This is a genomic window from Mesorhizobium sp. M0808 (assembly GCF_040320025.1).
Taxonomy (GTDB): Bacteria; Pseudomonadota; Alphaproteobacteria; order Rhizobiales; family Rhizobiaceae; genus Mesorhizobium.
This window is the reverse complement of the sequence record NZ_JAMYOX010000027.1, coordinates 45,916-70,906: the sequence shown is the minus strand read 5'-3', so window position 1 is coordinate 70,906 and position 24,991 is coordinate 45,916. Positions and strand designations below refer to the sequence as shown.

Genomic DNA, 24,991 nt, shown 5'->3' with positions numbered 1-24,991 from the left:
CCCTCACAGCGGAATGTTGTCGTGCTTCTTCCAGGGGTTTTGCATATCCTTGTTGCGCAGCATCCTGAGCGCGCGGGCGATGCGGCGGCGGGTCGAATGCGGCATGATCACCTCGTCGACATAGCCACGCTCGGCGGCAACGAAGGGAGACAGGAAGCGATCCTCGTAAGCTTTTGTATGTGCCGCGATCTTTTCCGCGTCGCCGATGTCCTTGCGGTAGATGATCTCGACCGCGCCCCTGGCGCCCATCACCGCAATCTGCGCCGTTGGCCAGGCATAGTTCATGTCACCGCGCAAATGCTTTGACGCCATGACGTCATAGGCGCCGCCATAGGCCTTTCTGGTGATGACGGTGATCTTTGGCACCGTCGCTTCGGCATAGGCGAACAGAAGCTTGGCGCCGTGCTTGATCAACCCACCATATTCCTGCGCGGTGCCGGGCAGGAAGCCCGGCACGTCGACGAAGGTGACGATCGGGATCGAGAAGCAGTCGCAGAATCGCACGAAACGAGCCGCCTTGCGGCTGGCATCCGAATCGAGCACGCCGGCCAGCACCATCGGCTGGTTGGCGACGAAGCCGACGGTGCGGCCCTCGATACGGCCGAAGCCGGTGACGATGTTTTTCGCAAAATTCTGCTGGATCTCGAAGAAGTCACCCTCGTCGGCAACTTTAAGGATCAACTCTTTGATGTCGTAGGGTTTGTTGGCATTGTCGGGGATCAGCCTGTCGAGCGACAGATCGTGATCGGTGACCGACTGGTAGCATTCGATCTCGGGAATTTCCGCCGTGTTGGAAGCGGGCAGCAGATCGACCAGCCGGCGCATCTGCAGCAGCGCCTCGACGTCATTGTCGTAGGCTCCGTCGGCGATCGAGGACTTCGTCGTGTGGATAGAAGCGCCGCCGAGGCTTTCGGCGGTGACCGTCTCGTTGGTGACGGTCTTCACCACATCCGGCCCGGTGACGAACATGTAGGACGTTTCGCGAACCATGAAGATGAAGTCAGTCATCGCCGGCGAATAGACATCGCCGCCGGCGCAGGGGCCCATGATCAGTGAAATCTGCGGGATGACGCCAGAGGCCAGTACATTGCGCTGGAAGATCTCGGCATAGCCGCCGAGCGCCGCCACGCCTTCCTGGATGCGGGCGCCGCCGGCGTCGTAAAGGCCGATGATCGGCGCGCGGTTGCGCAGCGCCATCTCCTGCACCTTGACCACCTTTTCGGCATGCGCCTCGGACAGCGAGCCGCCGAACACGGTGAAATCCTTGGCGAAAAGATAGACCGGGCGACCGTTGACGGTGCCCCAGCCGGTAACGACGCCGTCGCCGGCGATCTTGGTTTTCTCCATGCCGAAATCGGTCGAGCGGTGCTCGACATACATGTCGAACTCCTCGAACGAGCCCTCGTCGAGAAAGACGTCTATGCGTTCGCGGGCGGTCAGCTTGCCCTTCTTGTGCTGGGCGTCGATGCGGGCCTGGCCGCCGCCCATGCGGGCGATCTCGCGGCGGCGCTCGAGTTCCTTCAGCACGTCCTTCATGACCGGTCCCCGAAACAGAAAGCTGGATTGTGGTAATCATGCCTGGGGGAGAGCGCAAGCGCCGCTTCCTCATGGCTTTTGTTGCGCTGCAACATCGGACCCCTTGCATTCCGAAGCGAACTGGGCCATATGCGGCCGTATAGGCGCTTGGGCCGGGATAATCCGGCCTTCTCGACGAATGAGACTGGTTGCGTCTGTTTTCCCTCTTCCCGACAGATCGGCAAGGTGGCGAAAAAGCCCCGTGGCATGAAGCCTGCGGGCACGACAGCGCAGCCGTGTGGACGATGACGTCCGCCCGCCTTGTCGTTTCATGACAATTTTCGACGGCAGGTTGCGCCCTGCCGCCATCGATGTTTGCGGCCAGAAGCCGCATGAAAGAAGAATATTTTGACCAATGAGAACATTTTGATCGGTAAGGACACTGGGGAACTGAACGGTTTCGCCGCACTTGGAATTACCGGCGCACTGCTCAAGGCCACCAATGCCGCCGGCTTTACCGATCCGAAGCCGATCCAGGCCCAGGCGATCCCGCCGCAGCTCGAAGGCCGCGACATTTTCGGCATCGCCCAGACCGGCTCGGGCAAGACGGCGGCGTTCGCGCTGCCGATCCTGTCGAAGATCATCGCACTTGGCACCAAGCGCCGGCCGAAGACGGCCCGCGCGCTGATCCTGGCGCCGACACGTGAACTCGCGGTGCAGATCGAGGAGATGATCAAGCTGCTCGCCAAGGGCGCGCATGTATCGACCGCGCTCGTGCTGGGCGGCGTCTCGCGCTTCAGCCAGGTGAAGAAGGTTGCGCCCGGCGTCGACATCCTGATCGCAACGCCCGGTCGGCTGACCGACCTTGTGCGTGAAGGCGACCTGATGCTTGCCGACACCAAATGGCTGGTGCTCGACGAAGGCGACCGCATGCTCGACATGGGCTTCATCAACGACGTGAAGCGCATCGCCAAGGCGACGGCGCCGGACCGTCAGACGGTGCTGTTCTCGGCGACTATGCCGGCCGAGATCGCCGAACTGGCGAAAGGCCTGCTGAAGAACCCGATCCGCGTCGAAGTCGCTCCTCACAGCACCGCGGCAGCCGAGATCGTGCAGGGTGTCGTCTTTGCCCGCACCAAGCAGAAGCGCCAGGTGCTGGCCAACATGCTTGCCGATGAGGCGATGAAGTCCGTCATCATCTTCTCGCGCACCAAGCATGGCGCCGACAGGGTGACCAAGGATCTCGAGCGCGACGGCTTCAAGGCCGCCGTCATCCACGGCAACAAGTCGCAGAATGCCCGTCAGAAGGCACTCAACGATTTCCGTGAGGGTTCGGTGCGCATTCTCGTGGCGACCGACATTGCGGCACGCGGCATCGACGTGCCCGGCATCAGCCATGTGGTGAATTTCGACCTGCCGGACGAGGCGGAGAGCTATGTCCACCGCATCGGCCGCACCGGCCGCAACGGCATGGACGGCATCGCCATCACACTCTGCGACCCGTCTGAAAACAGCAAGCTGCGTCAGGTCGAGCGCATCATCCGCACCAAGCTGCCGATCGTTGCCGACCATCTCGGCAGCCCCGATCCGCAGCGCAATCCCGCCGAGAAGAACGAGCGCAGCTTCGAACCGGCCAATGATCGCAACGACCGCAATGGCCGTCGCGACGGCAGGCGGCCCGGCGGCGCAAACAATGGCTTCGGCAAGAAGCGGTTCGGCGACAAGCCGGCCTTTGCGGGCGAGCGCAAGCCGGAAGGCGCCAAGCCCTTCAAGGGCAATAACAAGCGCCGCTTCGGCGGCAAGCGGCCAGCAGCGCGGGCCGCATAATCTGACCGTGTTGCGGTCGGCCAAGCCTGGCTTGGTCACACACGATTGAAGAGGGCGACCGGAGCGATGCTTCGGTCGCCCTCTTGCTTGGGGGCCTTTGGTTCACTTTACCACCGCCTCGATCCACACGACGATCCGCTGCGCGAGGAAAGCCGTGGTCGATGGCGACAGCGCGTCGCCGGCAATGACGTGGTTGTCCGGGTCGCCGGTATCGTCGGCCGGCATCAATTCATGTGCGGCGCCCCAGCGACCCGCAAGTACGATCGCTCGCCCATCACCGATCCTACTCGACTGGCGGCTTGCGGTCGAAATTCAGCGGCCGCGCATTCCAGCGGGTGACCGTGCTGATCACCCATCGGCAGAACGGCCTCGGCAGCATCCTGAGCAGCTTCAGCGTCCAACTCAGGCGGCGTGGGAAAGTGACTTCGAAGCCGCCGTATTCGATGCCTTGCGCGATGCGGCGCGAGGCCAGATTGACCGGCATCAAGCCCGGCATCGGCAGGAAGTTCTTTTCGGTCAGCCGCGTGTCGACAAAGCCCGGATTAATCACCTGGATGCGGACGTTCATCTTGTCGAAATCGTATTTCAGCGACTCGGCCAGGATATTGACCGCCGCCTTGGTGCCGCCATAGGCGGCGGTGGTGGGCCAGCCGAAATAGGCGGTAACCGAACCGATCAGCACGACATGGCCGCGCGAGCGCACGCGCATGCGTTCGATGACTGGCAGCAGGCCGTTGATGATGCCGAAATAATTGACTTCGAAAGACCGACGGAAATTGCGCGCCACAAGATCCTCGCCCGGCGTTGCGATATAGCTTCCAGCGTTGAACACTGCCAACACGATCGGACCGAGATCTTTCTCGATCGCTGCAACCGTCTTCGCCATGCGTTTTTCGTCGGTCACGTCGCAAGGATAGGCTGCGACACGGCCCGCCATCTGCGCCGTTTCGACGATGAGCGTATCGATCGGATGGTCATCTGGCGCAGTCACCGCGACGACATAGCCCCGAGCGGCAAGATCCTTGGCCAGCGAACGGCCGATACCGCTGCTGCCGCCCGTAATCCAGGCGACGCCATGCTTCGGATTGGCCCGATAGAGTGTCATGTTGCGCCCCGCCGGCTCTTCTTAGCCTGTGCTCTACCGGTGAAGAAATCGAATGAAAAGAGTGCTTTTCGGTACATGGTTGAAATGAATACCGGTCGGGCGCTCCTGGCTGCAGGAATTGCAGTGTGCGAAATGCGACTGGACCAGGCAAATTCTTGCCTTGAAACCGAAGCTTCGGGTTTCTAGGGTTTCGCCGCACCCACAAAGGAATCTCCATGCCCCGTTCTGTGATCGACGTGATCGGCAACACGCCCCTGATCCGCCTCAACAAGGCCTCGGAAGCAACCGGCTGCGAGATCCTGGGCAAGGCCGAATTCATGAATCCCGGGCAGTCGGTAAAGGACCGCGCCGGCCTGTTTATCATCCGCGATGCGGAGCAGCGCGGGCTGCTGCGGCCCGGCGGCGTCATCGTCGAGGGGACGGCCGGAAATACCGGCATCGGATTGACACTGGTTGCCAAGGCGCTCGGCTACCGCACGGTGATCGTCATTCCCGACACCCAGAGCCAGGAGAAGAAGGATACAATCAAACTGCTCGGCGCCGAGCTGATCGAAGTGCCCGCCGTGCCTTACAAGAACCCGAACAACTACGTGAAGCTGTCGGGCCGGCTGGCCGAGCAGATGGCGAAGAGTGAGCCGAACGGCGCGATCTGGGCCAACCAGTTCGACAATGTCGCCAACCGTGACGGCCATATCCGCACCACGGCCGAAGAAATCTGGAACCAGACCGACGGCAAGGTGGATGGTTTCGTGTCGGCGGTCGGTTCCGGCGGCACTCTGGCAGGCGTCGGTTTCGGGCTGAAGGCCAAAAACAACCAGGTCAAGATCGCGCTGGCCGATCCGCTGGGGGCAGCGCTCTATTCCTTCTACACCAGCGGCGAGCTGAAATCCGAGGGCAGTTCGATCACCGAAGGCATCGGGCAGGGGCGGATCACCGCCAACCTCCAAGGCTTTACACCCGATTTTGCCTTCCAGATCCCCGACGAGGACGCGCTGCCGATCGTATTCGACCTGATCCAGGAGGAGGGGCTTTGCGTTGGCGGTTCGACGGGCATCAACATTGCCGGCGCCATTCGCCTGGCGCGCGAGCTAGGCCCCGGCCACACCATCGTGACCATGCTTTGCGACTACGGCACGCGCTACCAGTCGAAGCTGTTCAATCCTGAATTCCTGCGCGAAAAGAAGCTGCCGGTGCCGGGGTGGATGGAGCAACAGAGCACGATTTCGGTACCGTTCGAAAGGGTTGCGTGATGGCGCACAAGACCGAAGCGCTGTTTCGTGACGACGCCTATCTGGGGACGGCCGACGCCACCGTCGTCGCAGTCAATGATCGCGGCGGTATCATTCTGGACCGGACGGTGTTTTACGCCACATCGGGCGGGCAGCCGGGCGACACCGGCAGCCTCGAACGCGCCGACGGCACCGGCATAGCGATTGCCGCTACGATCACCGGCGAAACCAAGGACGAGATCATCCATGTGCCGGCGCCGGAGCAGGCAGTTCCAAAGGTGGGCGAGCGCATGAGGCTCGCCATCGACTGGCCGCGGCGGCAGTTGCTGATGCGCATGCATTCTGCCTGCCACCTGCTTACCGTCGTCTGTCCGTTCCCGATCACCGGCGCCGCGGTTTCCGAGGACGACAGCCGTATCGATTTCGACATCCCGGACGCCGGCTTTACCAAGGAAGACGTGACGGCCAGACTGATGGAGCTGGTGCGAGCCGACCACCCGATCTTCACCCGGCTCATTTCCGACGAGGAACTGGCATCCAATCCGGGCCTGGTGAAATCCAAGAATGTGCGGCCCCCGGCCGGCACGGGAAGGATCCGATTGGTCTGCATCGGCGAGAACGCTTCGATCGACAGCCAGCCTTGCGGCGGCACCCATGTAAAGAGCACCAGCGAAATCGGCGAGATCCATATCGGCAAGATCGAGAAGAAGGGCCGCGAGAACCGGCGCTTCCGCATTCGCTTTGGTCCTATGCCGCCAGCCTGATATAGGACTGCGACGGACGGGACAGGAGAGAAAAGATGGCCGACGACAGTCCTTTCACCATCGATGCCGATTGGTTACAGAAGCGGCTCGGCGAACCCGGCCTGACGATTGTCGACGCGTCCTGGTATCTGCCGGCGCAAAAGCGTGACGCGCGCGCCGAGTACGACGTAGCGCATATTCCAGGTGCCCGCTTCCTCGACCAGGATGCGGTTTCGGACCCCGACGCGGCTCTGCCGCACACGCTGCCGTCGCCGCAGCATTTCGCGCAATATGTCGGCGCGATGGGTATTTCGGCCGATGACACGATTGTTGTCTATGACGGGCCAGGGTTCTTTTCTGCACCGCGCGCCTGGTGGTTGTTTCGCGTCATGGGCGTGTTCCAGGTCTATATACTCGACGGCGGCTTCGATCGTTGGAAAGCCGCCGGACGGCCGGTGACGGCGGAGCCGACGAAGATCGCGCCTTGCGTGTTTTATGCCAACTTCGATGCCGCCCGCGTCGCCAGCCTTGCCGACATGCGCCGGATCGTCGAGACGGGGGAGAGCCAGATCGCCGACGCGCGCTCGCCTGGCCGTTTTGCCGGCACCGAGCCGGAGCCGCGCCCCGGCATCCGCTCCGGCCATATGCCGGGCGCGCACAACGTGCCGTTTTCGGCGCTTTCGGAAAACGGCGAATTGTTGCCGAAGGACAGGCTGCGCAAAGTGATCGAAGGAGCCGGCATCGACCTGTCGAAGCCGGTCGTCACCTCCTGCGGGTCGGGCGTCACCGCGGCAGCCGTCACGCTAGCTTTGGAGACGCTTGGCCATGCCGACAACAGGCTTTATGACGGTTCATGGACCGAATGGGGCGGGCTTTCCGACACGCCTGTCGTGACGGGCAAGGACTGACGGTGATGGAAGACGGATCGCTGGAAGACATCGATGTCACCGTGACGTTTCTCGAAATGCATGTGCCGCCTGCCTATTCGCCGCCGCTGCCGTACAACCGCCAGATCGCGCTGCTCAAGACCAAAGACATTCCCCTGCATTTCTACCGCTATTTGATGGATCGGGTCGGCCGCAAATGGCACTGGGTCAATGTGTTGAGGCTGAGCGACGAGGAGCTTGCGGCGGGCATCCACCGCGAGGACCGCGACATCAGGGTGCTTTATCTGGATGGTGCGCCGGCGGGCTTCTTCGACCTCAAGCCGCATTTGCCGGAGGAAGTGGAACTCGCTTATTTCGGAATGATGGAGCACGCGACCGGGCAAGGCATCGGCCGCTGGTTCCTCGGTGCGGCAATCGCCGCGGCATGGTCGCACGGGCCAAGGCGGATAACCGTGCAGACCTGCACCCTCGATCACCCAGCAGCACTGCCGCTCTATCAAAAACTCGGCTTTACGCCAGTGGCGCAAAAAAAGGAGGTCGTACATCCGATGTCTTTTGCCGAGCGCGCGGCCAGCGTCATGCGGCCCTGATTTTCAGGCCCGTTCATCCGAGCTTCAGCTTGTCTTTGCAACGTCCCAGAGTCTCTGGATCAACACTCAAAGGTGAGCCCGACTTGAATGAGCTTGGCTCTTTCCATATCGCTATCGTCTAAAAACCGATGGGTGATGGAGGATCGCACGATGGCAATACGCGTGGTAATGGCCGGCGCGACCGGCTGGGTCGGCAAAGCGCTGGTTCCGGCGATCGGGGCGCAAGGCGACATGGCGCTGGCCGGGGCTGTATCACGCAGCGGCGCGGGGCAGGATTCCGGTCTGCTGGTTGGTATGCCGGCTAATGGTATTGCCGTTTCGGCCTCGCTGGCCGAGGCGCTGGAGGCGCCGTCGGACGTGCTGGTCGACTTCACCAAGCCGCATGTCGTGAAAGACCATGTGCTGCTCGCCATCGACAACGGGCGGCACACGGTGATCGGCACGTCGGGACTGGGAGCTGCCGACTATGCCGAGATCGACGCCGCGGCGCGCGCCAATGGCGTCGGCGTTGTTGCCGCTGGCAACTTTTCCATCACCGCCACGCTGATGAAGCGGTTTGCACTTATGGCGGCAAAATACGTGCCGGACGTCGAGGTCATCGATTATGCTAGTGCAAAGAAGCCCGACGCGCCCTCCGGAACCGCACGAGAGCTTGCTGAAGCGCTGGCCGACATCCGCAAGGCCTCAACGGCAAAGCCGGTCTCCGAGGTCTCCGGCGTGCCGGCCACACGCGGTGGTGCGGTCGGCGCAGGCGAGGGGGTGCAAGTGCACGCGCTTCGCCTGCCGTCCTACATCCTGTCCTGCGAGGCGCTGTTCGGTCTGCCAGACGAGCGGCTGACCATACGCCACGACGCCGGCTCGTCCGCGGCGCCTTACGTGGCGGGCACGCTGCTCGCCATCAGACGGGTACAGCAGATCAAAGGTCTGGTTCGTGGTCTCGAGGCGCTGATGGATTGATCCATTTCGGCAGGAATCGGGTGGGAAGCTCTGCCTTGCGAGCATAATTTCCGGTCGACGACACCGGAGATTTTGCCATGACGCTAAAATTCAAAGCCTTGCCAACCAATGCTGTCCGGGCACTTCAGCGCGGCGGGCCGGATGCTTATGGCTTGAAGCCAGAGCGGCAACTTTCGGATGGCGACGGCGTGCCTTGCCGTCATTGCTTGAAAAATATTGCTGTGGGAGAAGCCTATCTTGTTTTGGCCTATCGGCCTTTTCCGGAGCTGCAGCCTTATGCCGAAACGGGGCCGATCTTTCTGCATGCGAAAGAATGCGAACGCGCCGCCGAGGGGAAAATGCTTCCCGAAATGCTCGAAAGCAGCGATTACATTGTGCGCGGTTATGGCAAGGACGACCGCATCGTTTACGGCAGCGGCGGCGTCATTCCGACCGACGCAATTGCCGCACGGGCAGAGACGTTGTTCGAACGCGACGACATCGCTTACGTCCACATCCGCTCGGCGCGCAACAATTGCTATCAGTGCCGGATCGACCGCGCGTAACCGGACAGGCTGCACCGGCTTGGGGCTGTCGTACTCCCGTCGCATACAAGCGGTAGAAACACACTGTCGATCGATTTGCCGACCGCGGATGAACCGGCGGGAATTTTCGACAACCGAGGAAGCGGGGCTTTGGCTCCGCTTTTTTGTTGTCCGGTTATTCCGCGCGCCCGACACTTTTCAGTTTTTCGACAAACCCGTCGGACGAATCCGACGGGCACTGGAGAGGCAGATTCGGACAGCTCAGGCGGCGAGAACGGCCTTCGGCTCGACCAGGTCGTAACCGAGCGCTTCGGCCACTGCGCGATTCGTGATCTTGCCCTTGTGGACGTTCAGCCCGTTGCGCAGATGGTGGTCGTCTACCAGCGCCTTGAGGCCCTTGTCGGCGAGCTGCAGGCCATAATGCAGCGTCGCATTATTGAGCGCGTGGGCCGAGGTGACCGGCACCGCACCCGGCATGTTGGCGACGCAATAGTGGATGACGCCATCGACCTCATAGGTCGGCTCGGCATGGGTGGTGGCGTGCGAGGTCTCGAAGCAGCCGCCCTGGTCGATGGCGACGTCGACCAGCACGGCGCCTTTCTTCATGCCCGACAGCATTTCGCGCGTCACCAGCTTGGGCGCTGCTGCCCCCGGGATCAGCACGGCGCCGACGACGATGTCAGCCGAAAAACATTCTTCCTCCAGCGCCTCGACGGTCGAGTAGCGGGTGTGGACGCGGCCGCCAAAGATGTCGTCGAGCTGACGCAGGCGCGGGATCGAGCGGTCAATGATGGTGACGTCGGCGCCAAGGCCGGCGGCCATCCGTGCAGCATGCAGGCCGACGACGCCGCCGCCGAGCACAGTGACCTTGCCGGGGAGCACGCCGGGCACGCCGCCAAGTAGCACGCCGCGGCCACCATTGGCCTTTTGCAGCGCCGTTGCGCCCGCCTGGATCGACAGGCGGCCGGCGACTTCCGACATCGGTGCTAGCAGCGGCAGACCGCCGCGCTCGTCGGTGACCGTCTCGTAGGCTATCGCGGTCACGCCGGAGGCCAGCAGGCCCTTGGTCTGCTCCGGATCCGGGGCAAGATGCAGATAGGTATAGAGGATCTGGCCGTCGCGGAGCTGAACCCATTCGTTGGGCTGCGGCTCCTTGACCTTCACGATCATGTCAGACTTGGCAAAAACGTCGGCGGCCGTTTTGGCAATCGTGGCGCCGGCGGCGCGATACGCGTTGTCATCGGCGCCGATGCCGGCGCCGGCGCCGGTCTCGATCAGCACTTCATGGCCATGCGCGACATATTCACGGACCGAACCCGGTGTCAGGCCGACGCGGTATTCATGGTTCTTGATTTCCCGGGGGCAACCGACGCGCATCTTTTTCTCCTGATCCGGCCCTTTGGGGCTCGTTCCCTGTCTAGAGATAGTGAACCACGAATCGTTCGGTAAGTGTTTGCGAATGCGCTTGCCAGAGAGGCCACTGTTCGATAATCGTTGCGCAAAACATTAGAATTATCGCAGGAACCCGCAAAAATGCCGCTCGACAGGATTGATATCGCCATTCTCGAGACGCTGCAGAAAGACGGGCGGATACCCAACGCAGCGCTCGCCGAGAAGGTTGGCCTGTCGCAGTCGGCCTGTTCGCGGCGGCTGGACAATCTGGAGAAATCCGGAACCATCCGCGGCTATCACGCACGGCTGTCCAACGCTGCACTTGGGCACCAGATGACGGCGATCGTACATATATCGCTGTCCGGGCAATTCGAGAAGACGTTGTCGGATTTCGAGGCAGCGATAAAGCGCTGCCCGAACGTCCTGTCCTGCCATTTGATGTCGGGCGAATATGACTACATCCTGCGCATCGCGGCAAAGGATCTCGTCGACTACGAACGCATCCACAAGGAGTGGCTGTCGGCAATGCCGCATGTGACGAAGATCAATTCGTCTTTTGCCTTGCGCGAAATCGTCGATCGCACGGCCGTGGGAATGAAACCTGAACTCGCCTAGGCCCCGAACTCGCCTAGGTGTTGACTGCCTCGGTCACCACACGGTCCATCGGAATGTCGTGCGGCTGCGGGTAGATGGTGACGATGCGCTGCAGTTCGTAGCCGACGCCGACGACCAGCGGTTTGAAGGGCATCGCGGCAAGCGTGCGATCGAAGAAGCCGCCGCCATAACCCAGGCGAAACTGCCCGGGATCGATGCCGACGATCGGCGAAATGACGATGTCGGGCAACACCGGATCACCCTCGGCCGGTATCGGGATATTCCAGACGCCCTTCTCCAGCCGGTCTCCGTGGGTATAGGCGCGAAAGACAAGCGGCCGGTCTTTCTCGACAACGACGGGCAACGCCGTGCGCCCGCCCCGCGCGTTAACGGTTTCCATCCACGGGCGCAGGTCCGGCTCGCCGCGAAACGGCCAGTAGAGGCTGACCATGCGGCCGGCGATGTCGCCGATCACCGCGTCGAGCCCTTCGGCAATGCGCTGCGACATGGCTGCGCGCGTGTCGGCCGAAACGGCAAGGCGGGATACGATCAACCGCTCGCGCTCGGCCTTGCGCCAGCGCCTTACGTCGGTCCAGTCGGATAGCGGCGCTTGGAACTCCGGATCAAGCTCGTGCATAAAACAAGGCGGCGAGGCGTACTGCGCTGGGTCTTCATCTTCATTCCTAGCCATGCTTCACCTGCAATATACTGTTCCAACCAAGTCGTATCCGGGACGTAAGCTATATCCGGGAATGAGTCTGCAGCATGCGTATTCACGACATCAAGAGACGAGTCCCAGGCAGTTGCAGCGCGGGCATTGCTGCACTGCACAACGATACTTACATCAGCCTTGGCGAGAGGGATGAGTGAGATGAACATAGCCAACCATCACGTCGTCGTCGTAGGCGCCGGATTCGGCGGCCTCGAATTCACCCGCGCACTTACCGGCGCGCCGGTGCGCATCACCATGATCGATAGGCGCAATCATCACGTCTTTCAGCCGCTGCTCTACCAGGTGGCGACGACGGCGCTGGCAACCTCCGAAGTCGCCTGGCCGATCCGCCATCTCCTGCGCAAACGCAAGGACGTGACGACGCTGCTTGCCACCGTGACTGGCATCGACCGCACCGGCAAGCGCGTGCTGCTGCAGGATGGCGGCACGGTCGCCTACGACACGTTGCTGTTGGCCACCGGTGCGCGGCACGCCTATTTCGGCCATGACGAATGGGAGCCGTTCGCGCCGGGCCTGAAGACACTGGAGGACGCCACCACCATTCGACGGCGTATCCTTTTGGCTTTCGAGCAGGCCGAGCGGGAAACCGATCCCGCCCAGCGCCAGGCATTGCTGACGCTGGCGATCGTCGGCGGCGGGCCGACTGGCGTGGAATTGGCCGGCACCATTGCCGAACTGGCGCACGACACGCTGCGCGGCGAGTTCCGCAACATCGACACGCGGCAGACGCGTGTGGTGCTGATTGAGGCCGGCGACCGCGTTCTTGCCAATTTCGCGCCGGAACTCTCCGATTATGCAATGAAGGCGCTCGAACGGCTCGGCGTGACCGTCGAACTCGGCCGAGCGGTTACGCGCTGCGATGCTGAGGGTGTCGTCTTCGGCGACACACATTTGCCGGCCAGGACAATCCTGTGGGCGGCGGGCGTCGCCGCTTCGCCGGCCGCCGAATGGCTCGGCGCGGCAGCGGACCGCGCGGGCAGGGTGCTTGTCGAGCCCGACCTCACTGTACCGGGAAACCCGGAGATTTTCGTCATCGGTGACGCAGCGCACGTCCTGCGGCCGGATGGCCGGTTGGTGCCGGGCGTCGCGCCCGCAGCCAAGCAGCAGGGACGGCACGTCGCCGCGACGATCCAGGCCAGGCTCGCCGGCGACACAACGGTACGTCCGTTCCGCTACAGGCATGACGGCGATCTGGCGACGATCGGCAAGCGCGCCGCGGCCATCGATTTCGGCTGGATCAAGCTTACCGGCCGGCTTGCCTGGTGGCTATGGGGCTTGGCGCATATCTACTTCCTGATCGGCTTCCGTAACCGGCTTGCGGTTTCCCTGAGCTGGCTATGGATCTACTTCACCGGTCAGCGCAGCGCGCGGTTGATCACCCAAGGCGACGACGACAAGGGCTGATTGTTGCTGCCGGACATTTATCAGCGCGTCACCTCCTCTTGATGGAATCGGCTTCTGGACTCGGCTGGATTTCGGCGCGAAGCTTTGCTTCGGGCAAGACTTGTCACGTCGTGGAAGAAAGAGAAAACGAATGTCCCAATTGCGCCACCTCGTCTCACGCCGCGATTTCCTCGCCGGCGTTGCCGCCAGCGGAGCGCTGATCATGCTGCACCCGTTCTCCGCCCGGGCTCAAGCCAATCAGGCGCATCTGAGGATTATGGAGACGACCGACATCCACGTGAATGTGCTGCCTTACGACTACTACGCCGACAAAGCTAACGACACGATGGGGCTGTCGCGAACGGCATCGTTGATTGAAGCCGTGCGCAAGGAAGCTACCAACGCGATGCTGATCGATAATGGCGACCTTCTGCAAGGCAACCCGATGGGCGACTACATCGCCTACGAGAGGGGGATGAAGGATGGCGATCTGCATCCGGTCATGAAGGGCATGAACCTGCTCGGCTACGAATGCTCGACGCTCGGCAACCACGAGTTCAACTACGGCCTGTCGTTCATGGACAAGGTGCTGGCCGGTGCCAATTTCCCGTTTGTCTGCGCGAATTTGATCCGCGGCACGGAGCCCGCCGCGAACCCGCGCGACGACAAGCTTTATCTCAAGCCTTACGTCATCCTCGACAGGAAGATCAAAGACGGGTCGGGCGCCGAGCAGCCGATCAGGATCGGCATCATCGGCTTCGTGCCGCCGCAGATCATGGTCTGGGACCTGAAAAATCTCGAGGGCAGCGTCAAGACGCGCGACATCGTCGAGGCGGCCAAAGCGTGGGTGCCGCAAATGAAGGAAGAAGGCGCCGACATCGTCATTGCGCTCTCCCATTCCGGCATCGACGTGAAGCAAAGCGACATGATGGAGAATGCCTCCTTCTTCGTTGCCGGTGTCGAAGGTATCGATGCGGTGTTCATCGGCCACCAGCATCTGGTCTTCCCCGGCAAGAAGGACTTTCAGTCGCTGGACGCCGTCGATACGGCGAAAGGCACGTTGCAAGGCAAGCCCGCCGTCATGGCCGGCTTCTGGGGCTCGCACATGGGGCTGATCGATCTTTTGCTGGAGCGCGACGGATCGACGTGGAAAATCGTCTCGGCGACCTCTGAGGCCAGGCCGATCTTTGAGCGGGTCGACAAAACGAACAAGCCGACCGTCGCGGACGACCAGCGCATCATCGACGCGCTCAAACCGGACCACGAGGCGACGCTTGCCTATGTGCGCCGGCCGGTCGGCAAAACCTCGGCGCCGCTCTATTCCTATTTTGCGCTGGTCGCCGACGATCCATCGGTGCAGATCGTCAGCCAGGCGCAGACCTGGTACTTGAAGGACATCCTGAAGAACACAGAGTGGAAGGATATGCCGCTGTTGTCGGCGGCGGCACCGTTCAAGGCCGGCGGGCGCAACGGCGCCGACTATTACACCGACGTGGCGGTGGGCGATATCGCCATAAAGAACGTCGCCGACCTCTACCTCTATCCAAACACGGTGCGCGCCGTCGAAATCACCGGGGCAGAGGTGAAGGAATGGCTGGAAATGTCGGCCGGCATCTTCAACCGGATCGAACCGGGCAAAGCCGACCAGGCGCTCATCAACACCGACTTCCCATCCTATAATTTCGACGTGATCGACGGCGTCACCTACCGGATCGATCTGTCGCAGCCACCGAAATACGATCCGAAGGGCGGGCTGGTGAACGCCGGCTCGAACCGCATCATTGACTTGATGTTCGACGGCAAACCAATTGATCCCATGCGGAAATTCATCGTCGCAACCAACAACTACCGGGCCGGCGGCGGGGGCAATTTCCCGGAGATCAATGCCTCGAAGATCATCTACGAAGCGCCCGACACCAACCGCGACGTGATCGTGCGCTATATCGTCAGCAAAGGCACCATCAACCCGTCGGCGGACGCCAACTGGTCGTTTGCGCCACTACCGGGAACCAGCGTCGTATTCGAGACCGGCGCCAAGGCGAGAGAGTTTATTGCGCAAGTGAAGTCGCTGAAGATCGAGCCGGCGGGCGAGGGCGAAGCGGGCTTTGCAAAATACCGCATCACGCTTTGAGGCAAGGATTTGAGCGTCGGCTCGAAACTGTCTCAGCGTTAAGATACTGTCCCGATACGGCCAATCCGTTTGAGACAGGGGCCTCTTCAAGCAGGTGGTGCGAAACGCCGCTTGACGGCGGCATGACCAGATCCAGCGCGTCCGTCGAAATCCCACCGGAATAATCGTGTGGCAGTTGGTCGATCGAGGCGGGAAGCGGTCGTCGAAGCCGAGCGGGGTTATCTTTCCAAGGCGCCCTGCAGCGGTAGCGCCATTCTGGCCAGCAAGCATCGCAGCGGACAGACCAAAGGCCGTTAAAATTCGGGGAGGGTCCCAGCAGGGCCGGAATCACTATGGTTGCAAGCATCCATATACGCTAGTTTCAGCCATGCGTTATGTCATCATCATCACAACCGTCACCTTTTTCCTGATCTGGGACGGCATTTACAACCAAGGCCGCTACCTCGACAGGACCATCAGGGAGGTGACCCGCGTCGTGCACTATGTAACCAGTATGGTGTAGTTTCTCTTTTTCGCCACGGTTCGCCGACGCGACATCCTGCCGATTGACGGCACGCTCCCGCTGACACAAAAGAACGCCGGTCCAACGGTCCAGGAGGCTGGGTTGATCCGGCATATCGTTTTCTTCAGCGCGCGGCGTAAAGCGGACGTCGAGGCAGTGCGTACGGGTCTGCTGGCGCTCGGCGAGATACCCCACTCGCGCCATTTCGAGGTGATGCTCAACACCAAGGTCGACCCGCTCTCGCATGAAATCGATGTGGTCGTCTATGCCGAGTTCGAGGACGAGGCAGCGCTCGCCGCCTACAAGGCGCATCCGCTCTATGCAGAGACCACCAGCCGGGTAAAACCGCTGCGCGAATTGCGTTATTCGGCCGATATCGTGGCAAGTTGACGAGCCGCCGTCTCCTACGCGCTGATGTGGTCTTTCCGCTGAGGCGTCGGCCAAGCCCTTGAACCATTTTCAGGAATGAGGCACATCGCGCGGGACATGACCGAGAACACCCCCGCAAGGCCTCATCCGCTCGATCACCTGGTGCTGCCGACAGCGAGCCTCGATGTTGCGCGGGCGCGCTTGACCTCGCTCGGCTTTACCGTTGCGCCGACAGGTATCCACCCTTTCGGAACGGAAAACTGCTGTGTCTTCCTCACCGACGGCACCTATCTCGAGCCGCTCGCTGTCGCCGACAGACAGACTGTGGCAACGGCGATCGCGAACCGCAATGTCTTTGTCGGGCGTGATCTCACTTATCGCGAAAAAAACGGCGATGAAGGATTTTCTGCCGTGGCGCTGGGCACCGACAGCGCCGCCGCGGACCACGCGCGCTTCATCGAAGCCGAACTGTCGGCGGGAGACATGCTCAGTTTTTCGCGCGCCTTCGCTGATGCGACAGGAAAGAGCGACACCGCATCGTTCAAACTGGCCTTCGCGGCTACAGGCAAGACAACGGACGCTTTTCTCTTCGCCTGCGAGCGGATCAATGCGCCGAACGTCGACCGTACTGCGTTGCAGGCCCACGCCAATGGCGCAACCGGCATTGTCGAAATCGTGGCAGTCAGTGGCGAACCTTTCGAACAAGGCCATTTGATTTCGATCGTAGCCGGAATCGAGGCGCAGGGCGGCGGCACTGTCTATGAGTTGCCGAATGCCGTCGTGACCGTTCTGGATCCTGCAGCCTATTCGGCACGCTTTGGCATTCCTGCCGAGGCGCAATCTGAACTCCGCTTTGCTGGGATCGTCTTTTCGATTAGGCATGGCGATGCCGTCGCCAAGTTGCTTGCAGCCAATTCCGTCGAACACCACATGCGCGGCGGTGATACCATCGTGCCGCCGGCGCCAGGGCAGGGCGCAGCCTTCATTTTCCGGGAGATCGCATGAACAAGCTCAATCCCCTGATGCCGAACTCTTCCGTTGCGGTCGGCAAGGTCATTTTCGGCAACAGCGCGCCCCTGTCGCTGATCGCCGGTCCATGCCAGTTGGAATCGCGGCAGCACGCTTTCGACATGGCCGGTGCGCTAAAGGAACTGACCGAAAGGCTCGGCATTGGGCTCGTCTACAAGACCAGTTACGACAAGGCCAATCGCACCTCGCTTGGCGGCACGCGCGGTGCGGGACTTGAAGCGGCAATGCCGATCTTCGACGATTTGCGCAAGAATTTTTCGCTGCCGATCCTGACTGACGTCCATACCGAGGAACAATGCGCGATCGTCGCGCCGCATGTTGATATCCTGCAGATTCCTGCCTTCCTTAGCCGGCAGACCGATTTGCTGATTGCTGCGGCAAGAACCGGCAAGGTGGTCAATGTGAAGAAGGGGCAATTCCTCGCGCCGTGGGACATGAAGAACGTCGTCGCCAAGATCATCGGCTCCGGCAACGCCAATGTCTTGGTCACCGAGCGCGGCGCATCCTTTGGTTACAACACCCTGGTGTCCGACATGCGGGCGCTGCCGATCATGGCCGAGATCGGCGCGCCGGTGATTTTCGATGCCACCCATTCCGTGCAGCAGCCGGGTGGGCAGGGCGGTTCGTCTGGAGGTGACCGGCGCTTTGTCGAGACGCTGGCGCGCGCGGCCGTCGCGGTTGGCGTAGCCGGCGTCTTCATCGAGACGCACCAGGACCCCGACAACGCGCCTTCCGACGGTCCCAACATGGTGCCGCTGAAGGATCTTCCCGCATTGCTTGAACGGCTGATGGCGTTCGATCGCATCGCCAAAAGCGTGGGTTGAACCAGCAGTTGCGCCACAGCAGCGCGGCCAAGAAAACTTTGAAGAATTTCGAACCCGCCTGGAACCTTAGCCCGCGGCCCTCATTGTCAAAATCTAATGTCAACGACGACGAGGAGCACACCATGACGACCCAGACGGGACACACCGAAGCCATCGCCGCTTCGCGGGTTATCGGCACATCGGTCTACAATACGGAAGGCACTCATATCGGCGACATCGAGGACGTCATGCTCGACAAACTGTCGAACGGAATCATGTTTGCCGTGATCGGTTTTGGCGGATTTCTCGGCATCGGCGAGAAATACCACGCCATTCCGTGGGCAAGCCTAGACTATGATGAGAACAAGGGTGGCTATGTCGTGCCGTTCACCAAAGACCAGCTGATGGCCGCTCCTTCCTATTCGATCAACGAGCTGACCGGCGCCGACGGAGAGGCCGCGCGTGACGCCTCATACAACTACTACAAGGTCGAGCCTTACTGGCACTGACCTTACTGGCACTGACTAAGTCTCCTGGAATCAAAAAGGCCCCCGGAAATCGGGGGCCTTTCGATGTGGCGGGATGCTACTGCGCAATCTGCAGGGCCGGCAAAGGCGACGATCCCTGCGGGGGTTGCTGATTGTCGCACGACGTCAGGAACGCAGCCGCAATCAGGAACAAACTCACAATACCGCTCAACTGGGACATGGCGAAACTCCTCCTGTTTCGCCCCGCGCGACAACAGCCATAGACCAGAAACCGGCATGCGGCGCATGACAAATGATGACAGCGCTTCGTGCTTCGTGAATCCCAAGAGCGGCAATGGGCGCACGGGCAATATTTGCAAGTGCCCCGATTGCGTTTTGCAGCGCTTTGGCTAAGAGGTGCGCGACGCTTCAATCGATCAATCGGGGACATCGCAATGACGGCCATCATCGACATTGTCGGGCGTGAAATCCTGGACAGCCGCGGAAATCCGACCGTCGAGGTCGACGTCGTGCTCGAAGACGGCTCGATGGGTCGCGCCGCGGTGCCGTCCGGTGCCTCGACCGGCGCGCATGAGGCAGTCGAACTACGCGATGGCGGCCCCCGCTATCTCGGCAAGGGCGTGCTGACAGCGGTCGAGGCGGTGAACGGCGAGCTGTTCGAGGCGATCGGCGGCATGGAGGCGGAGAATCAGATCCATATCGACCAGACCATGATCGATCTCGATGGTACGGCCAACAAGAGCCGGCTCGGCGCCAATGCCATCCTCGGCGTGTCGCTGGCGGTGGCCAAGGCCGCGGCCGAAGCGGCCGACCTGCCGCTGTACCGTTATGTCGGCGGTACCAAAGCTCATGTGCTGCCGGTGCCTATGATGAACATCATCAATGGCGGCGCGCATGCCGACAACCCGATCGATTTCCAGGAATTCATGATCCTGCCGATCGGCGCGCCGACGCTGCGCGACGGCGTGCGCTGGGGCTCGGAGATCTTTCATACGCTGCGAAAGAAGTTGAAGGACGCCGGCCACAACACCAATGTCGGCGACGAGGGCGGCTTTGCCCCCAACCTGAAGAGCGCGCCGGCCGCGCTCGACTTCATCATGGAATCGATCGAGCAGGCTGGCTTCAAGCCCGGCGAGGAGGTTGCGCTAGGCCTCGACTGCGCGGCGACCGAATTCTTCAAGGATGGCAACTACGTCTATGAAGGCGAGAGGAAGACCCGCGACCCGAAGGCGCAGGCCAGATATCTGGCCAAACTCGCTGCCGACTACCCGATCATCACCATTGAGGACGGCTTGGCCGAGGATGACTGGGACGGCTGGAAAATGCTGACCGATCTCATCGGCAAGCAAACGCAGTTGGTTGGCGACGATCTGTTCGTCACCAACACGGCGCGGTTGCGCGACGGCATCCGCATGGGTGTCGCCAATTCGATCCTGGTCAAGGTCAACCAGATCGGCTCGCTTACCGAAACGCTCGACGCCGTCGAGACCGCGCACAAGGCCGGCTATACCGCGGTGATGTCGCACCGCTCGGGCGAGACCGAGGATTCGACCATCGCCGACCTCGCCGTTGCCACCAATTGCGGGCAGATCAAGACGGGCTCGCTGTCACGCTCGGATCGCATGGCCAAGTACAACCAGCTCATCCGCATCGAGGAGGAGCTCGGCAAGCAGGCGCGATATGCCGGCAAGTCCATCGTGAAAAGCTGATTTCCGAGAGAAAATCCGCGGCGGCGAGGGCGGGGACATTCCCGCCCTTTTTTGCTTCCTGGCTCTGAATCCAACAGTCTGTAACCGTCCATTAAGCACAATCGGGCGACAAAGGCGGCGCAGAGGATTCGGACCATGTGGACACGCCAGCACAAGCAAAGAAACACCGGCCGGCTTATCATCCCCTCGCTCTGCGTGGTGTTCCTGACCTATTTCGGCTTCCATGCCTATCATGGCGAGTTCGGCATCTATTCCAAGTATCGGCTCGAAGCCGAGACTGTCGAATTGCAGGGCAGGCTCGATGCCGTCAAGGCACGCCGGATCGACCTGGAGCGCCGCGTCCAGCTGATGCATGAGGGCACGCTCGAGAAGGACATGCTGGACGAGCAGGCGCGCAAGGCGCTTAATCTGTCCCATGCCGACGAGATCACCATCATGCTGCCGGCCGCAAGATAACTGGATTTCCGTTAATCGGCGATATTTGCAATGATTTTAATCGCTTAGATGCATGACAGCCATGCGTTTTCGGCATGGCGAAAGCCTTCCCTGCATGTTAGCCTGCCTCAAATCGGTGGGAGACTGATCTCCCTCGCTGTCCGCCAAGAGACGCCAACAGGGAGTGATGCATGGCCACCGCCGCCAGAAAAGCGCCTGCCAAATCCAAATCCGACGGCAAAACGCCGGGCCTTTCCACCCCAAAGCCTGTTGAATTCACCAAAGACCAGGAGCTTGCCGCCTACCGGCACATGCTGCTCATCCGCCGCTTCGAGGAAAAGGCCGGCCAGCTTTACGGCATGGGCTTCATCGGCGGTTTCTGCCATCTCTACATCGGCCAGGAAGCGGTCGTTACCGGCATGAAGATGGCGCTGATCGATGGCGACCAGATGATCACCGCCTATCGCGATCATGGCCATATGCTGGCCATGGAGTTGTCGCCGCGCGGCGTCATGGCCGAACTGACCGGGCGCCGTAGCGGCCTGTCCAGAGGCAAGGGCGGCTCCATGCACATGTTCTCCAAGGAGAAGCATTTTTACGGCGGCCACGGCATCGTCGGCGCGCAAGTGTCGCTCGGCACCGGCATTGCCTTCGCCAACCGCTATCGCGGCAACAACAATATGACGCTGACCTATTTCGGCGATGGCGCCGCGAATCAGGGCCAGGTCTACGAAAGCTTCAATATGGCCTCGCTGTGGAAGCTTCCGGTGGTCTATATCATCGAGAACAACCGCTATGCCATGGGCACCTCGGTCTCGCGCTCGTCGGCCGAGACGGATTTTTCGCATCGCGGCGCCTCCTTCAAGATTCCAGGCATCCAGGTCGACGGCATGGATGTGCGCGCCGTCAAGGCCGCCGGCGACCTCGCCGGCGAATGGTGCCGCGCCGGCAACGGGCCGCTCATTCTCGAAATGCAGACCTACCGCTACCGCGGCCATTCGATGTCGGATCCGGCAAAATATCGCTCCAAGGAGGAAGTGCAGAAAATGCGCTCCGAACGTGACCCGATCGAACAGGTCAAGGCACGCTTGCTCGACAAGAAATGGGCAAGCGAGGACGAGCTCAAGGCCATCGACAAGGAAGTCCGCGACGTTGTCGCCGACGCTGCAGAATTTGCCCAGAACGACGCGGAGCCGGATCCGTCCGAGCTCTGGACCGATATCGTACTTTAACGAGAGGGCAAGGACATGCCGATCGAAATTCTCATGCCCGCCCTCTCGCCGACCATGGAAGAGGGTAATGTTTCCAAGTGGTTGAAGAAAGAAGGCGACAAAGTCGCAGCCGGTGACGCCATTGCCGAGATCGAAACCGACAAGGCAACGATGGAAGTCGAAGCCGTCGATGAAGGCACACTTGCCAAGATCGTGGTTCCTGCCGGCACCGAAGGCGTCAAGGTCAACACGCTGATCGCTGTGCTGGCCCTCGATGGCGAAGACATCGACGAGGCGGGCGAAGGCATTGGCGAGGAGGCTGTCGAGTCGCAAGCGGCAGCGCCCGCGGCTGCTCCGGCCCCCGCGGCTGCTCCGGCCAAGAGCGAAGCGGTAACACCTGTTGCCGCCGCGCCCAGGCTGGAAATTGCCGCCGATCCGGACATCCCGGCCGGCACCGAAATGGTCTCGACCACGGTGCGTGAAGCCTTGCGCGATGCAATGGCTGAGGAAATGCGCCGCGACGGCGACGTCTTTGTCATGGGCGAGGAAGTCGCCGAGTACCAGGGCGCCTACAAGATCACACAGGGCCTGTTGCAGGAATTCGGTCCGAGACGCGTGGTCGACACGCCGATCACCGAGCACGGCTTTGCCGGCGTTGGTGTTGGCGCGGCGATGGCCGGCCTGAAGCCGATCGTCGAATTCATGACCTTCAACTTCGCCATGCAGGCGATCGACCAGATCATCAATTCAGCCGCCAAGACGCTCTACATGTCCGGCGGCCAGATGGGCGCCCCGATCGTCTTTCGCGGCCCGAACGGCGCTGCTGCCCGCGTCGCCGCGCAGCATTCGCAGTGCTATGCCGCCTGGTACAGCCATATTCCTGGATTGAAGGTGGTGATGCCTTATACCGCCGCCGACGCCAAGGGTCTGCTCAAGGCGGCGATCCGCGACCCGAACCCGGTCATCTTCCTCGAGAACGAAATCCTTTACGGCCACTCCTTCGACGTGCCGAAGATGGACGATTTCGTGCTGCCGATCGGCAAGGCGCGCATTCACAAATCCGGCAAGGACGTGACCATCGTCTCGTTCGGCATCGGCATGACCTACGCGCTCAAGGCGGAGGCGGAGTTGCGCGGCATGGGCATCGATGCCGAGATCATCGACTTGCGCACCATCCGCCCGCTCGACTTCGACACCATCGTCGCCTCGGTCAAAAAGACCAATCGCCTCGTGGTGGTCGAGGAAGGCTTTCCGCAGAACTCGGTCGGCGACCATATCGCCAATCAGGTCTCGCAGCGCGCCTTCGATTTCCTCGATGCACCGGTCATTACAATTGCCGGCAAGGACGTGCCGATGCCCTATGCGGCGAACCTCGAAAAGCTGGCGCTGCCCAATGTCGGCGAGGTCGTCGAGGCGGTCAAAGCCGTCACGTATCGCTGAGCAGGGCGGGAGGACAAAATGCCGATCAACATCACCATGCCGGCGCTGTCGCCCACAATGGAAGAGGGCAATCTTTCCAAGTGGCTGGTCAAGGAAGGCGATAAAGTTTCGCCCGGCGACGTGATTGCCGAGATCGAGACCGACAAGGCGACGATGGAAGTCGAAGCCGTCGACGAGGGCACGGTCGCCAAGCTGGTGGTTCCGGCCGGCACAGAAGGCGTCAAGGTCAATGCGCTGATCGCGGTGCTGGCTGCCGAGGGCGAGGATGCTGCTTCTGCCGCCAAAAGCGGTGATGGCGCTGCGCCGGCCAAGGCTGAGGCTCCGAAAGCGGAAGCCCCCAAAGCTGAAACATCAAAGCCCGAAGCGTCGAAGCAGGAGCCTGCCGCACCTGCGCCTAAGGCGGAAGCGGTGCCGGTCGCCAACGGCCACGCAAGCGGTGAGCGCATCTTCGCCTCGCCGCTGGCCCGGCGCATTGCCAGGGAAGCCGGCGTCGATGTCGCGGCGCTGACAGGCTCCGGCCCCCGCGGCCGCGTAGTAAAGGCCGATGTCGATGCCGCAATTTCCAGTGGCGGCGCCAAGGCGACACCAGCCGCAAAAGCGGCGCCCGCCGGCGCTCCGGCACCTGCGGCCGCAGCACCCAAGGCGATGTCGGACGAGCAGGTGCTCAAACTGTTTGCCGAAGGCTCCTACGAGCTGATCCCGCACGACAATATGCGCAAGACCATTGCGAGGCGGCTGGTCGAAGCCAAGACCACCATCCCGCATTTCTATCTGACGCTCGACTGCGAGCTCGACGCACTTCTGGCCCTGCGCACGCAGATCAATGCGGCCGCGCCGGTGAAGAAGACCGAGAAGGGCGAAACGCCGGCCTACAAGCTGTCGGTCAACGACATGGTCATCAAGGCTCTTGCCATGGCGCTGATGGCGGTTCCGGATGCCAATGCGTCGTGGACAGAAAACGCCATGATCAAACACAAGCACGCCGATGTCGGCGTTGCCGTATCGATCCCCGGCGGCCTGATCACCCCGATCATCCGGCGTGCTGACGAAAAGACGATGTCCGTCATCTCCAACGAGATGAAGGATCTTGCCGGCCGCGCCCGCAGCCGCAAGCTGAAGCCGGAAGAATATCAGGGCGGCACCACGGCGGTGTCCAATCTCGGCATGTTCGGCATCAAGGATTTTTCTGCCGTCATCAACCCGCCGCATGCGACGATCCTTGCGGTCGGCGCCGGCGAGCAACGCGCAGTGGTCAAGAACGGCGAGATCAAGATCGCCACAATCATGTCGGTGACGCTGTCGACCGATCACCGCGCCGTCGACGGTGCGCTCGGCGCCGAGCTGCTCGTCGCCTTCAAGCGTATGATCGAAAATCCAATGGGCATGCTGGTTTAA

At 61.6% G+C, this 24,991-nt stretch carries 23 protein-coding genes and 1 pseudogene; 19 read left to right on the top strand and 5 right to left on the bottom strand.

What is annotated here, in order from left to right:
- Positions 1 to 3: 3 nt before the first annotated feature.
- Positions 4 to 1,536 (bottom strand): acyl-CoA carboxylase subunit beta, encoded by a 1,533-nt coding sequence (locus NKI25_RS25215; protein ID WP_352471824.1) that lies wholly within the window; start codon positions 1,534 to 1,536, stop codon positions 4 to 6.
- Between the two features lie 387 nt (positions 1,537 to 1,923).
- On the opposite strand from NKI25_RS25215, the gene NKI25_RS25210 reads away from it, so the two are divergent.
- Positions 1,924 to 3,342, top strand: coding sequence for a DEAD/DEAH box helicase (locus tag NKI25_RS25210; RefSeq protein ID WP_023675109.1), 1,419 nt, complete (start codon positions 1,924 to 1,926; stop codon positions 3,340 to 3,342).
- A gap of 102 nt (positions 3,343 to 3,444) precedes the next feature.
- Here NKI25_RS25210 and NKI25_RS25205 read toward each other — a convergent pair.
- Together NKI25_RS25205 and NKI25_RS25200 are read right to left on the bottom strand one after the other, a co-directional pair.
- Positions 3,445 to 3,600 (bottom strand): annotated as a pseudogene (locus NKI25_RS25205) (alpha/beta hydrolase); the annotation flags it as partial.
- Between the two features lie 25 nt (positions 3,601 to 3,625).
- Positions 3,626 to 4,447 carry an SDR family oxidoreductase gene (locus NKI25_RS25200; RefSeq protein ID WP_352457508.1) on the bottom strand — a complete coding sequence of 274 codons (822 nt, stop codon included), beginning with the start codon at positions 4,445 to 4,447 and terminating at the stop codon, positions 3,626 to 3,628.
- Positions 4,448 to 4,662: 215 nt separating this feature from the next.
- On the opposite strand from NKI25_RS25200, the gene NKI25_RS25195 reads away from it, so the two are divergent.
- From NKI25_RS25195 to NKI25_RS25170, 6 genes are all read left to right on the top strand, one after another.
- A complete protein-coding gene (locus tag NKI25_RS25195) occupies positions 4,663 to 5,697 on the top strand; it encodes a cysteine synthase A (RefSeq protein ID WP_023675106.1) in 1,035 nt (344 codons plus the stop codon).
- On the top strand, positions 5,697 to 6,440 hold the full coding sequence (locus NKI25_RS25190; RefSeq protein ID WP_023675105.1) for an alanyl-tRNA editing protein: 744 nt from the start codon (positions 5,697 to 5,699) through the stop codon (positions 6,438 to 6,440). The genes NKI25_RS25195 and NKI25_RS25190 overlap by 1 nt, the downstream gene beginning before the upstream one ends.
- A 35-nt stretch (positions 6,441 to 6,475) precedes the next feature.
- Entirely contained in the window at positions 6,476 to 7,327 is an 852-nt protein-coding gene (gene sseA / locus NKI25_RS25185) for a 3-mercaptopyruvate sulfurtransferase (protein ID WP_023675104.1), read from the top strand.
- A gap of 5 nt (positions 7,328 to 7,332) precedes the next feature.
- Complete coding sequence (locus NKI25_RS25180) at positions 7,333 to 7,896, top strand: GNAT family N-acetyltransferase (protein ID WP_023675103.1); 564 nt, start codon at positions 7,333 to 7,335, stop codon at positions 7,894 to 7,896.
- A gap of 150 nt (positions 7,897 to 8,046) precedes the next feature.
- Entirely contained in the window at positions 8,047 to 8,853 is an 807-nt protein-coding gene (dapB, locus tag NKI25_RS25175; RefSeq protein WP_023675102.1) for a 4-hydroxy-tetrahydrodipicolinate reductase, read from the top strand.
- Positions 8,854 to 8,930: 77 nt separating this feature from the next.
- Positions 8,931 to 9,398 carry a DUF1203 domain-containing protein gene (locus tag NKI25_RS25170; protein WP_023675101.1) on the top strand — a complete coding sequence of 156 codons (468 nt, stop codon included), beginning with the start codon at positions 8,931 to 8,933 and terminating at the stop codon, positions 9,396 to 9,398.
- Between the two features lie 240 nt (positions 9,399 to 9,638).
- Here NKI25_RS25170 and ald read toward each other — a convergent pair whose 3' ends face one another.
- The gene (gene ald, locus NKI25_RS25165) at positions 9,639 to 10,754 is read right to left on the bottom strand and encodes an alanine dehydrogenase (RefSeq protein ID WP_023675100.1); all 1,116 of its coding nucleotides are present in this window, start codon (positions 10,752 to 10,754) and stop codon (positions 9,639 to 9,641) included.
- A 156-nt stretch (positions 10,755 to 10,910) separates the two neighbouring features.
- On the opposite strand from ald, the gene NKI25_RS25160 reads away from it, so the two are divergent.
- On the top strand, positions 10,911 to 11,384 hold the full coding sequence (locus tag NKI25_RS25160; RefSeq protein ID WP_023675099.1) for an Lrp/AsnC family transcriptional regulator: 474 nt from the start codon (positions 10,911 to 10,913) through the stop codon (positions 11,382 to 11,384).
- A 13-nt stretch (positions 11,385 to 11,397) separates the two neighbouring features.
- Here the strand turns inward: NKI25_RS25160 and NKI25_RS25155 are convergent, their stop codons facing one another.
- Positions 11,398 to 12,054, bottom strand: coding sequence for a 5-formyltetrahydrofolate cyclo-ligase (locus NKI25_RS25155; protein ID WP_352785005.1), 657 nt, complete (start codon positions 12,052 to 12,054; stop codon positions 11,398 to 11,400).
- A 180-nt stretch (positions 12,055 to 12,234) separates the two neighbouring features.
- On the opposite strand from NKI25_RS25155, the gene NKI25_RS25150 reads away from it, so the two are divergent.
- The 11 genes from NKI25_RS25150 to NKI25_RS25100 all read left to right on the top strand — a co-directional run bounded on the left by NKI25_RS25150 (position 12,235) and on the right by NKI25_RS25100 (position 24,991).
- On the top strand, positions 12,235 to 13,500 hold the full coding sequence (locus tag NKI25_RS25150; protein WP_352785008.1) for an NAD(P)/FAD-dependent oxidoreductase: 1,266 nt from the start codon (positions 12,235 to 12,237) through the stop codon (positions 13,498 to 13,500).
- Positions 13,501 to 13,630: 130 nt separating this feature from the next.
- Positions 13,631 to 15,610, top strand: a complete 1,980-nt coding sequence (locus NKI25_RS25145; RefSeq protein WP_352999672.1) for a bifunctional 2',3'-cyclic-nucleotide 2'-phosphodiesterase/3'-nucleotidase — start codon at positions 13,631 to 13,633, stop codon at positions 15,608 to 15,610.
- A 604-nt stretch (positions 15,611 to 16,214) separates the two neighbouring features.
- Positions 16,215 to 16,502 carry a Dabb family protein gene (locus tag NKI25_RS25140; protein ID WP_352785014.1) on the top strand — a complete coding sequence of 96 codons (288 nt, stop codon included), beginning with the start codon at positions 16,215 to 16,217 and terminating at the stop codon, positions 16,500 to 16,502.
- A gap of 96 nt (positions 16,503 to 16,598) precedes the next feature.
- Positions 16,599 to 17,486: a VOC family protein gene (locus NKI25_RS25135; protein WP_352568594.1), complete on the top strand. Its 888-nt coding sequence runs from the start codon at positions 16,599 to 16,601 to the stop codon at positions 17,484 to 17,486.
- Positions 17,483 to 18,334, top strand: a complete 852-nt coding sequence (gene kdsA / locus NKI25_RS25130) for a 3-deoxy-8-phosphooctulonate synthase (RefSeq protein ID WP_352568595.1) — start codon at positions 17,483 to 17,485, stop codon at positions 18,332 to 18,334. Before NKI25_RS25135 ends, kdsA begins: the two co-directional genes overlap by 4 nt.
- Before the next feature lie 122 nt (positions 18,335 to 18,456).
- Positions 18,457 to 18,822: a PRC-barrel domain-containing protein gene (locus NKI25_RS25125; RefSeq protein ID WP_023675091.1), complete on the top strand. Its 366-nt coding sequence runs from the start codon at positions 18,457 to 18,459 to the stop codon at positions 18,820 to 18,822.
- 413 nt (positions 18,823 to 19,235) lie between these two features.
- Positions 19,236 to 20,510 carry a phosphopyruvate hydratase gene (gene eno, locus NKI25_RS25120; RefSeq protein ID WP_352568598.1) on the top strand — a complete coding sequence of 425 codons (1,275 nt, stop codon included), beginning with the start codon at positions 19,236 to 19,238 and terminating at the stop codon, positions 20,508 to 20,510.
- 135 nt (positions 20,511 to 20,645) lie between these two features.
- Positions 20,646 to 20,966, top strand: a complete 321-nt coding sequence (locus NKI25_RS25115) for an FtsB family cell division protein (protein WP_352523806.1) — start codon at positions 20,646 to 20,648, stop codon at positions 20,964 to 20,966.
- A 170-nt stretch (positions 20,967 to 21,136) separates the two neighbouring features.
- The gene (gene pdhA / locus NKI25_RS25110; protein ID WP_352568599.1) at positions 21,137 to 22,177 is read left to right on the top strand and encodes a pyruvate dehydrogenase (acetyl-transferring) E1 component subunit alpha; all 1,041 of its coding nucleotides are present in this window, start codon (positions 21,137 to 21,139) and stop codon (positions 22,175 to 22,177) included.
- A 15-nt stretch (positions 22,178 to 22,192) separates the two neighbouring features.
- The gene (locus NKI25_RS25105; RefSeq protein WP_352593868.1) at positions 22,193 to 23,596 is read left to right on the top strand and encodes a pyruvate dehydrogenase complex E1 component subunit beta; all 1,404 of its coding nucleotides are present in this window, start codon (positions 22,193 to 22,195) and stop codon (positions 23,594 to 23,596) included.
- An 18-nt stretch (positions 23,597 to 23,614) separates the two neighbouring features.
- Positions 23,615 to 24,991, top strand: a complete 1,377-nt coding sequence (locus NKI25_RS25100; protein WP_352593869.1) for a pyruvate dehydrogenase complex dihydrolipoamide acetyltransferase — start codon at positions 23,615 to 23,617, stop codon at positions 24,989 to 24,991.

Coding starts and splice junctions, on each gene's coding strand:
- kdsA (WP_352568595.1), top strand. CDS start 17,483: ATGAACAAGCTCAATCCCCTGATGCCGAACTCTTCCGTTGCGGTCGGC.
- NKI25_RS25215 (WP_352471824.1), bottom strand. CDS start 1,536: ATGAAGGACGTGCTGAAGGAACTCGAGCGCCGCCGCGAGATCGCCCGC.
- sseA (WP_023675104.1), top strand. CDS start 6,476: ATGGCCGACGACAGTCCTTTCACCATCGATGCCGATTGGTTACAGAAG.
- NKI25_RS25115 (WP_352523806.1), top strand. CDS start 20,646: ATGTGGACACGCCAGCACAAGCAAAGAAACACCGGCCGGCTTATCATC.
- NKI25_RS25150 (WP_352785008.1), top strand. CDS start 12,235: ATGAACATAGCCAACCATCACGTCGTCGTCGTAGGCGCCGGATTCGGC.
- NKI25_RS25200 (WP_352457508.1), bottom strand. CDS start 4,447: ATGACACTCTATCGGGCCAATCCGAAGCATGGCGTCGCCTGGATTACG.
- NKI25_RS25125 (WP_023675091.1), top strand. CDS start 18,457: ATGACGACCCAGACGGGACACACCGAAGCCATCGCCGCTTCGCGGGTT.
- NKI25_RS25180 (WP_023675103.1), top strand. CDS start 7,333: ATGGAAGACGGATCGCTGGAAGACATCGATGTCACCGTGACGTTTCTC.
- NKI25_RS25155 (WP_352785005.1), bottom strand. CDS start 12,054: ATGGCTAGGAATGAAGATGAAGACCCAGCGCAGTACGCCTCGCCGCCT.
- NKI25_RS25105 (WP_352593868.1), top strand. CDS start 22,193: ATGCCGATCGAAATTCTCATGCCCGCCCTCTCGCCGACCATGGAAGAG.
- NKI25_RS25135 (WP_352568594.1), top strand. CDS start 16,599: ATGACCGAGAACACCCCCGCAAGGCCTCATCCGCTCGATCACCTGGTG.
- NKI25_RS25145 (WP_352999672.1), top strand. CDS start 13,631: ATGTCCCAATTGCGCCACCTCGTCTCACGCCGCGATTTCCTCGCCGGC.
- NKI25_RS25100 (WP_352593869.1), top strand. CDS start 23,615: ATGCCGATCAACATCACCATGCCGGCGCTGTCGCCCACAATGGAAGAG.
- eno (WP_352568598.1), top strand. CDS start 19,236: ATGACGGCCATCATCGACATTGTCGGGCGTGAAATCCTGGACAGCCGC.
- pdhA (WP_352568599.1), top strand. CDS start 21,137: ATGGCCACCGCCGCCAGAAAAGCGCCTGCCAAATCCAAATCCGACGGC.
- NKI25_RS25195 (WP_023675106.1), top strand. CDS start 4,663: ATGCCCCGTTCTGTGATCGACGTGATCGGCAACACGCCCCTGATCCGC.
- dapB (WP_023675102.1), top strand. CDS start 8,047: ATGGCAATACGCGTGGTAATGGCCGGCGCGACCGGCTGGGTCGGCAAA.
- NKI25_RS25160 (WP_023675099.1), top strand. CDS start 10,911: ATGCCGCTCGACAGGATTGATATCGCCATTCTCGAGACGCTGCAGAAA.
- NKI25_RS25190 (WP_023675105.1), top strand. CDS start 5,697: ATGGCGCACAAGACCGAAGCGCTGTTTCGTGACGACGCCTATCTGGGG.
- NKI25_RS25170 (WP_023675101.1), top strand. CDS start 8,931: ATGACGCTAAAATTCAAAGCCTTGCCAACCAATGCTGTCCGGGCACTT.
- ald (WP_023675100.1), bottom strand. CDS start 10,754: ATGCGCGTCGGTTGCCCCCGGGAAATCAAGAACCATGAATACCGCGTC.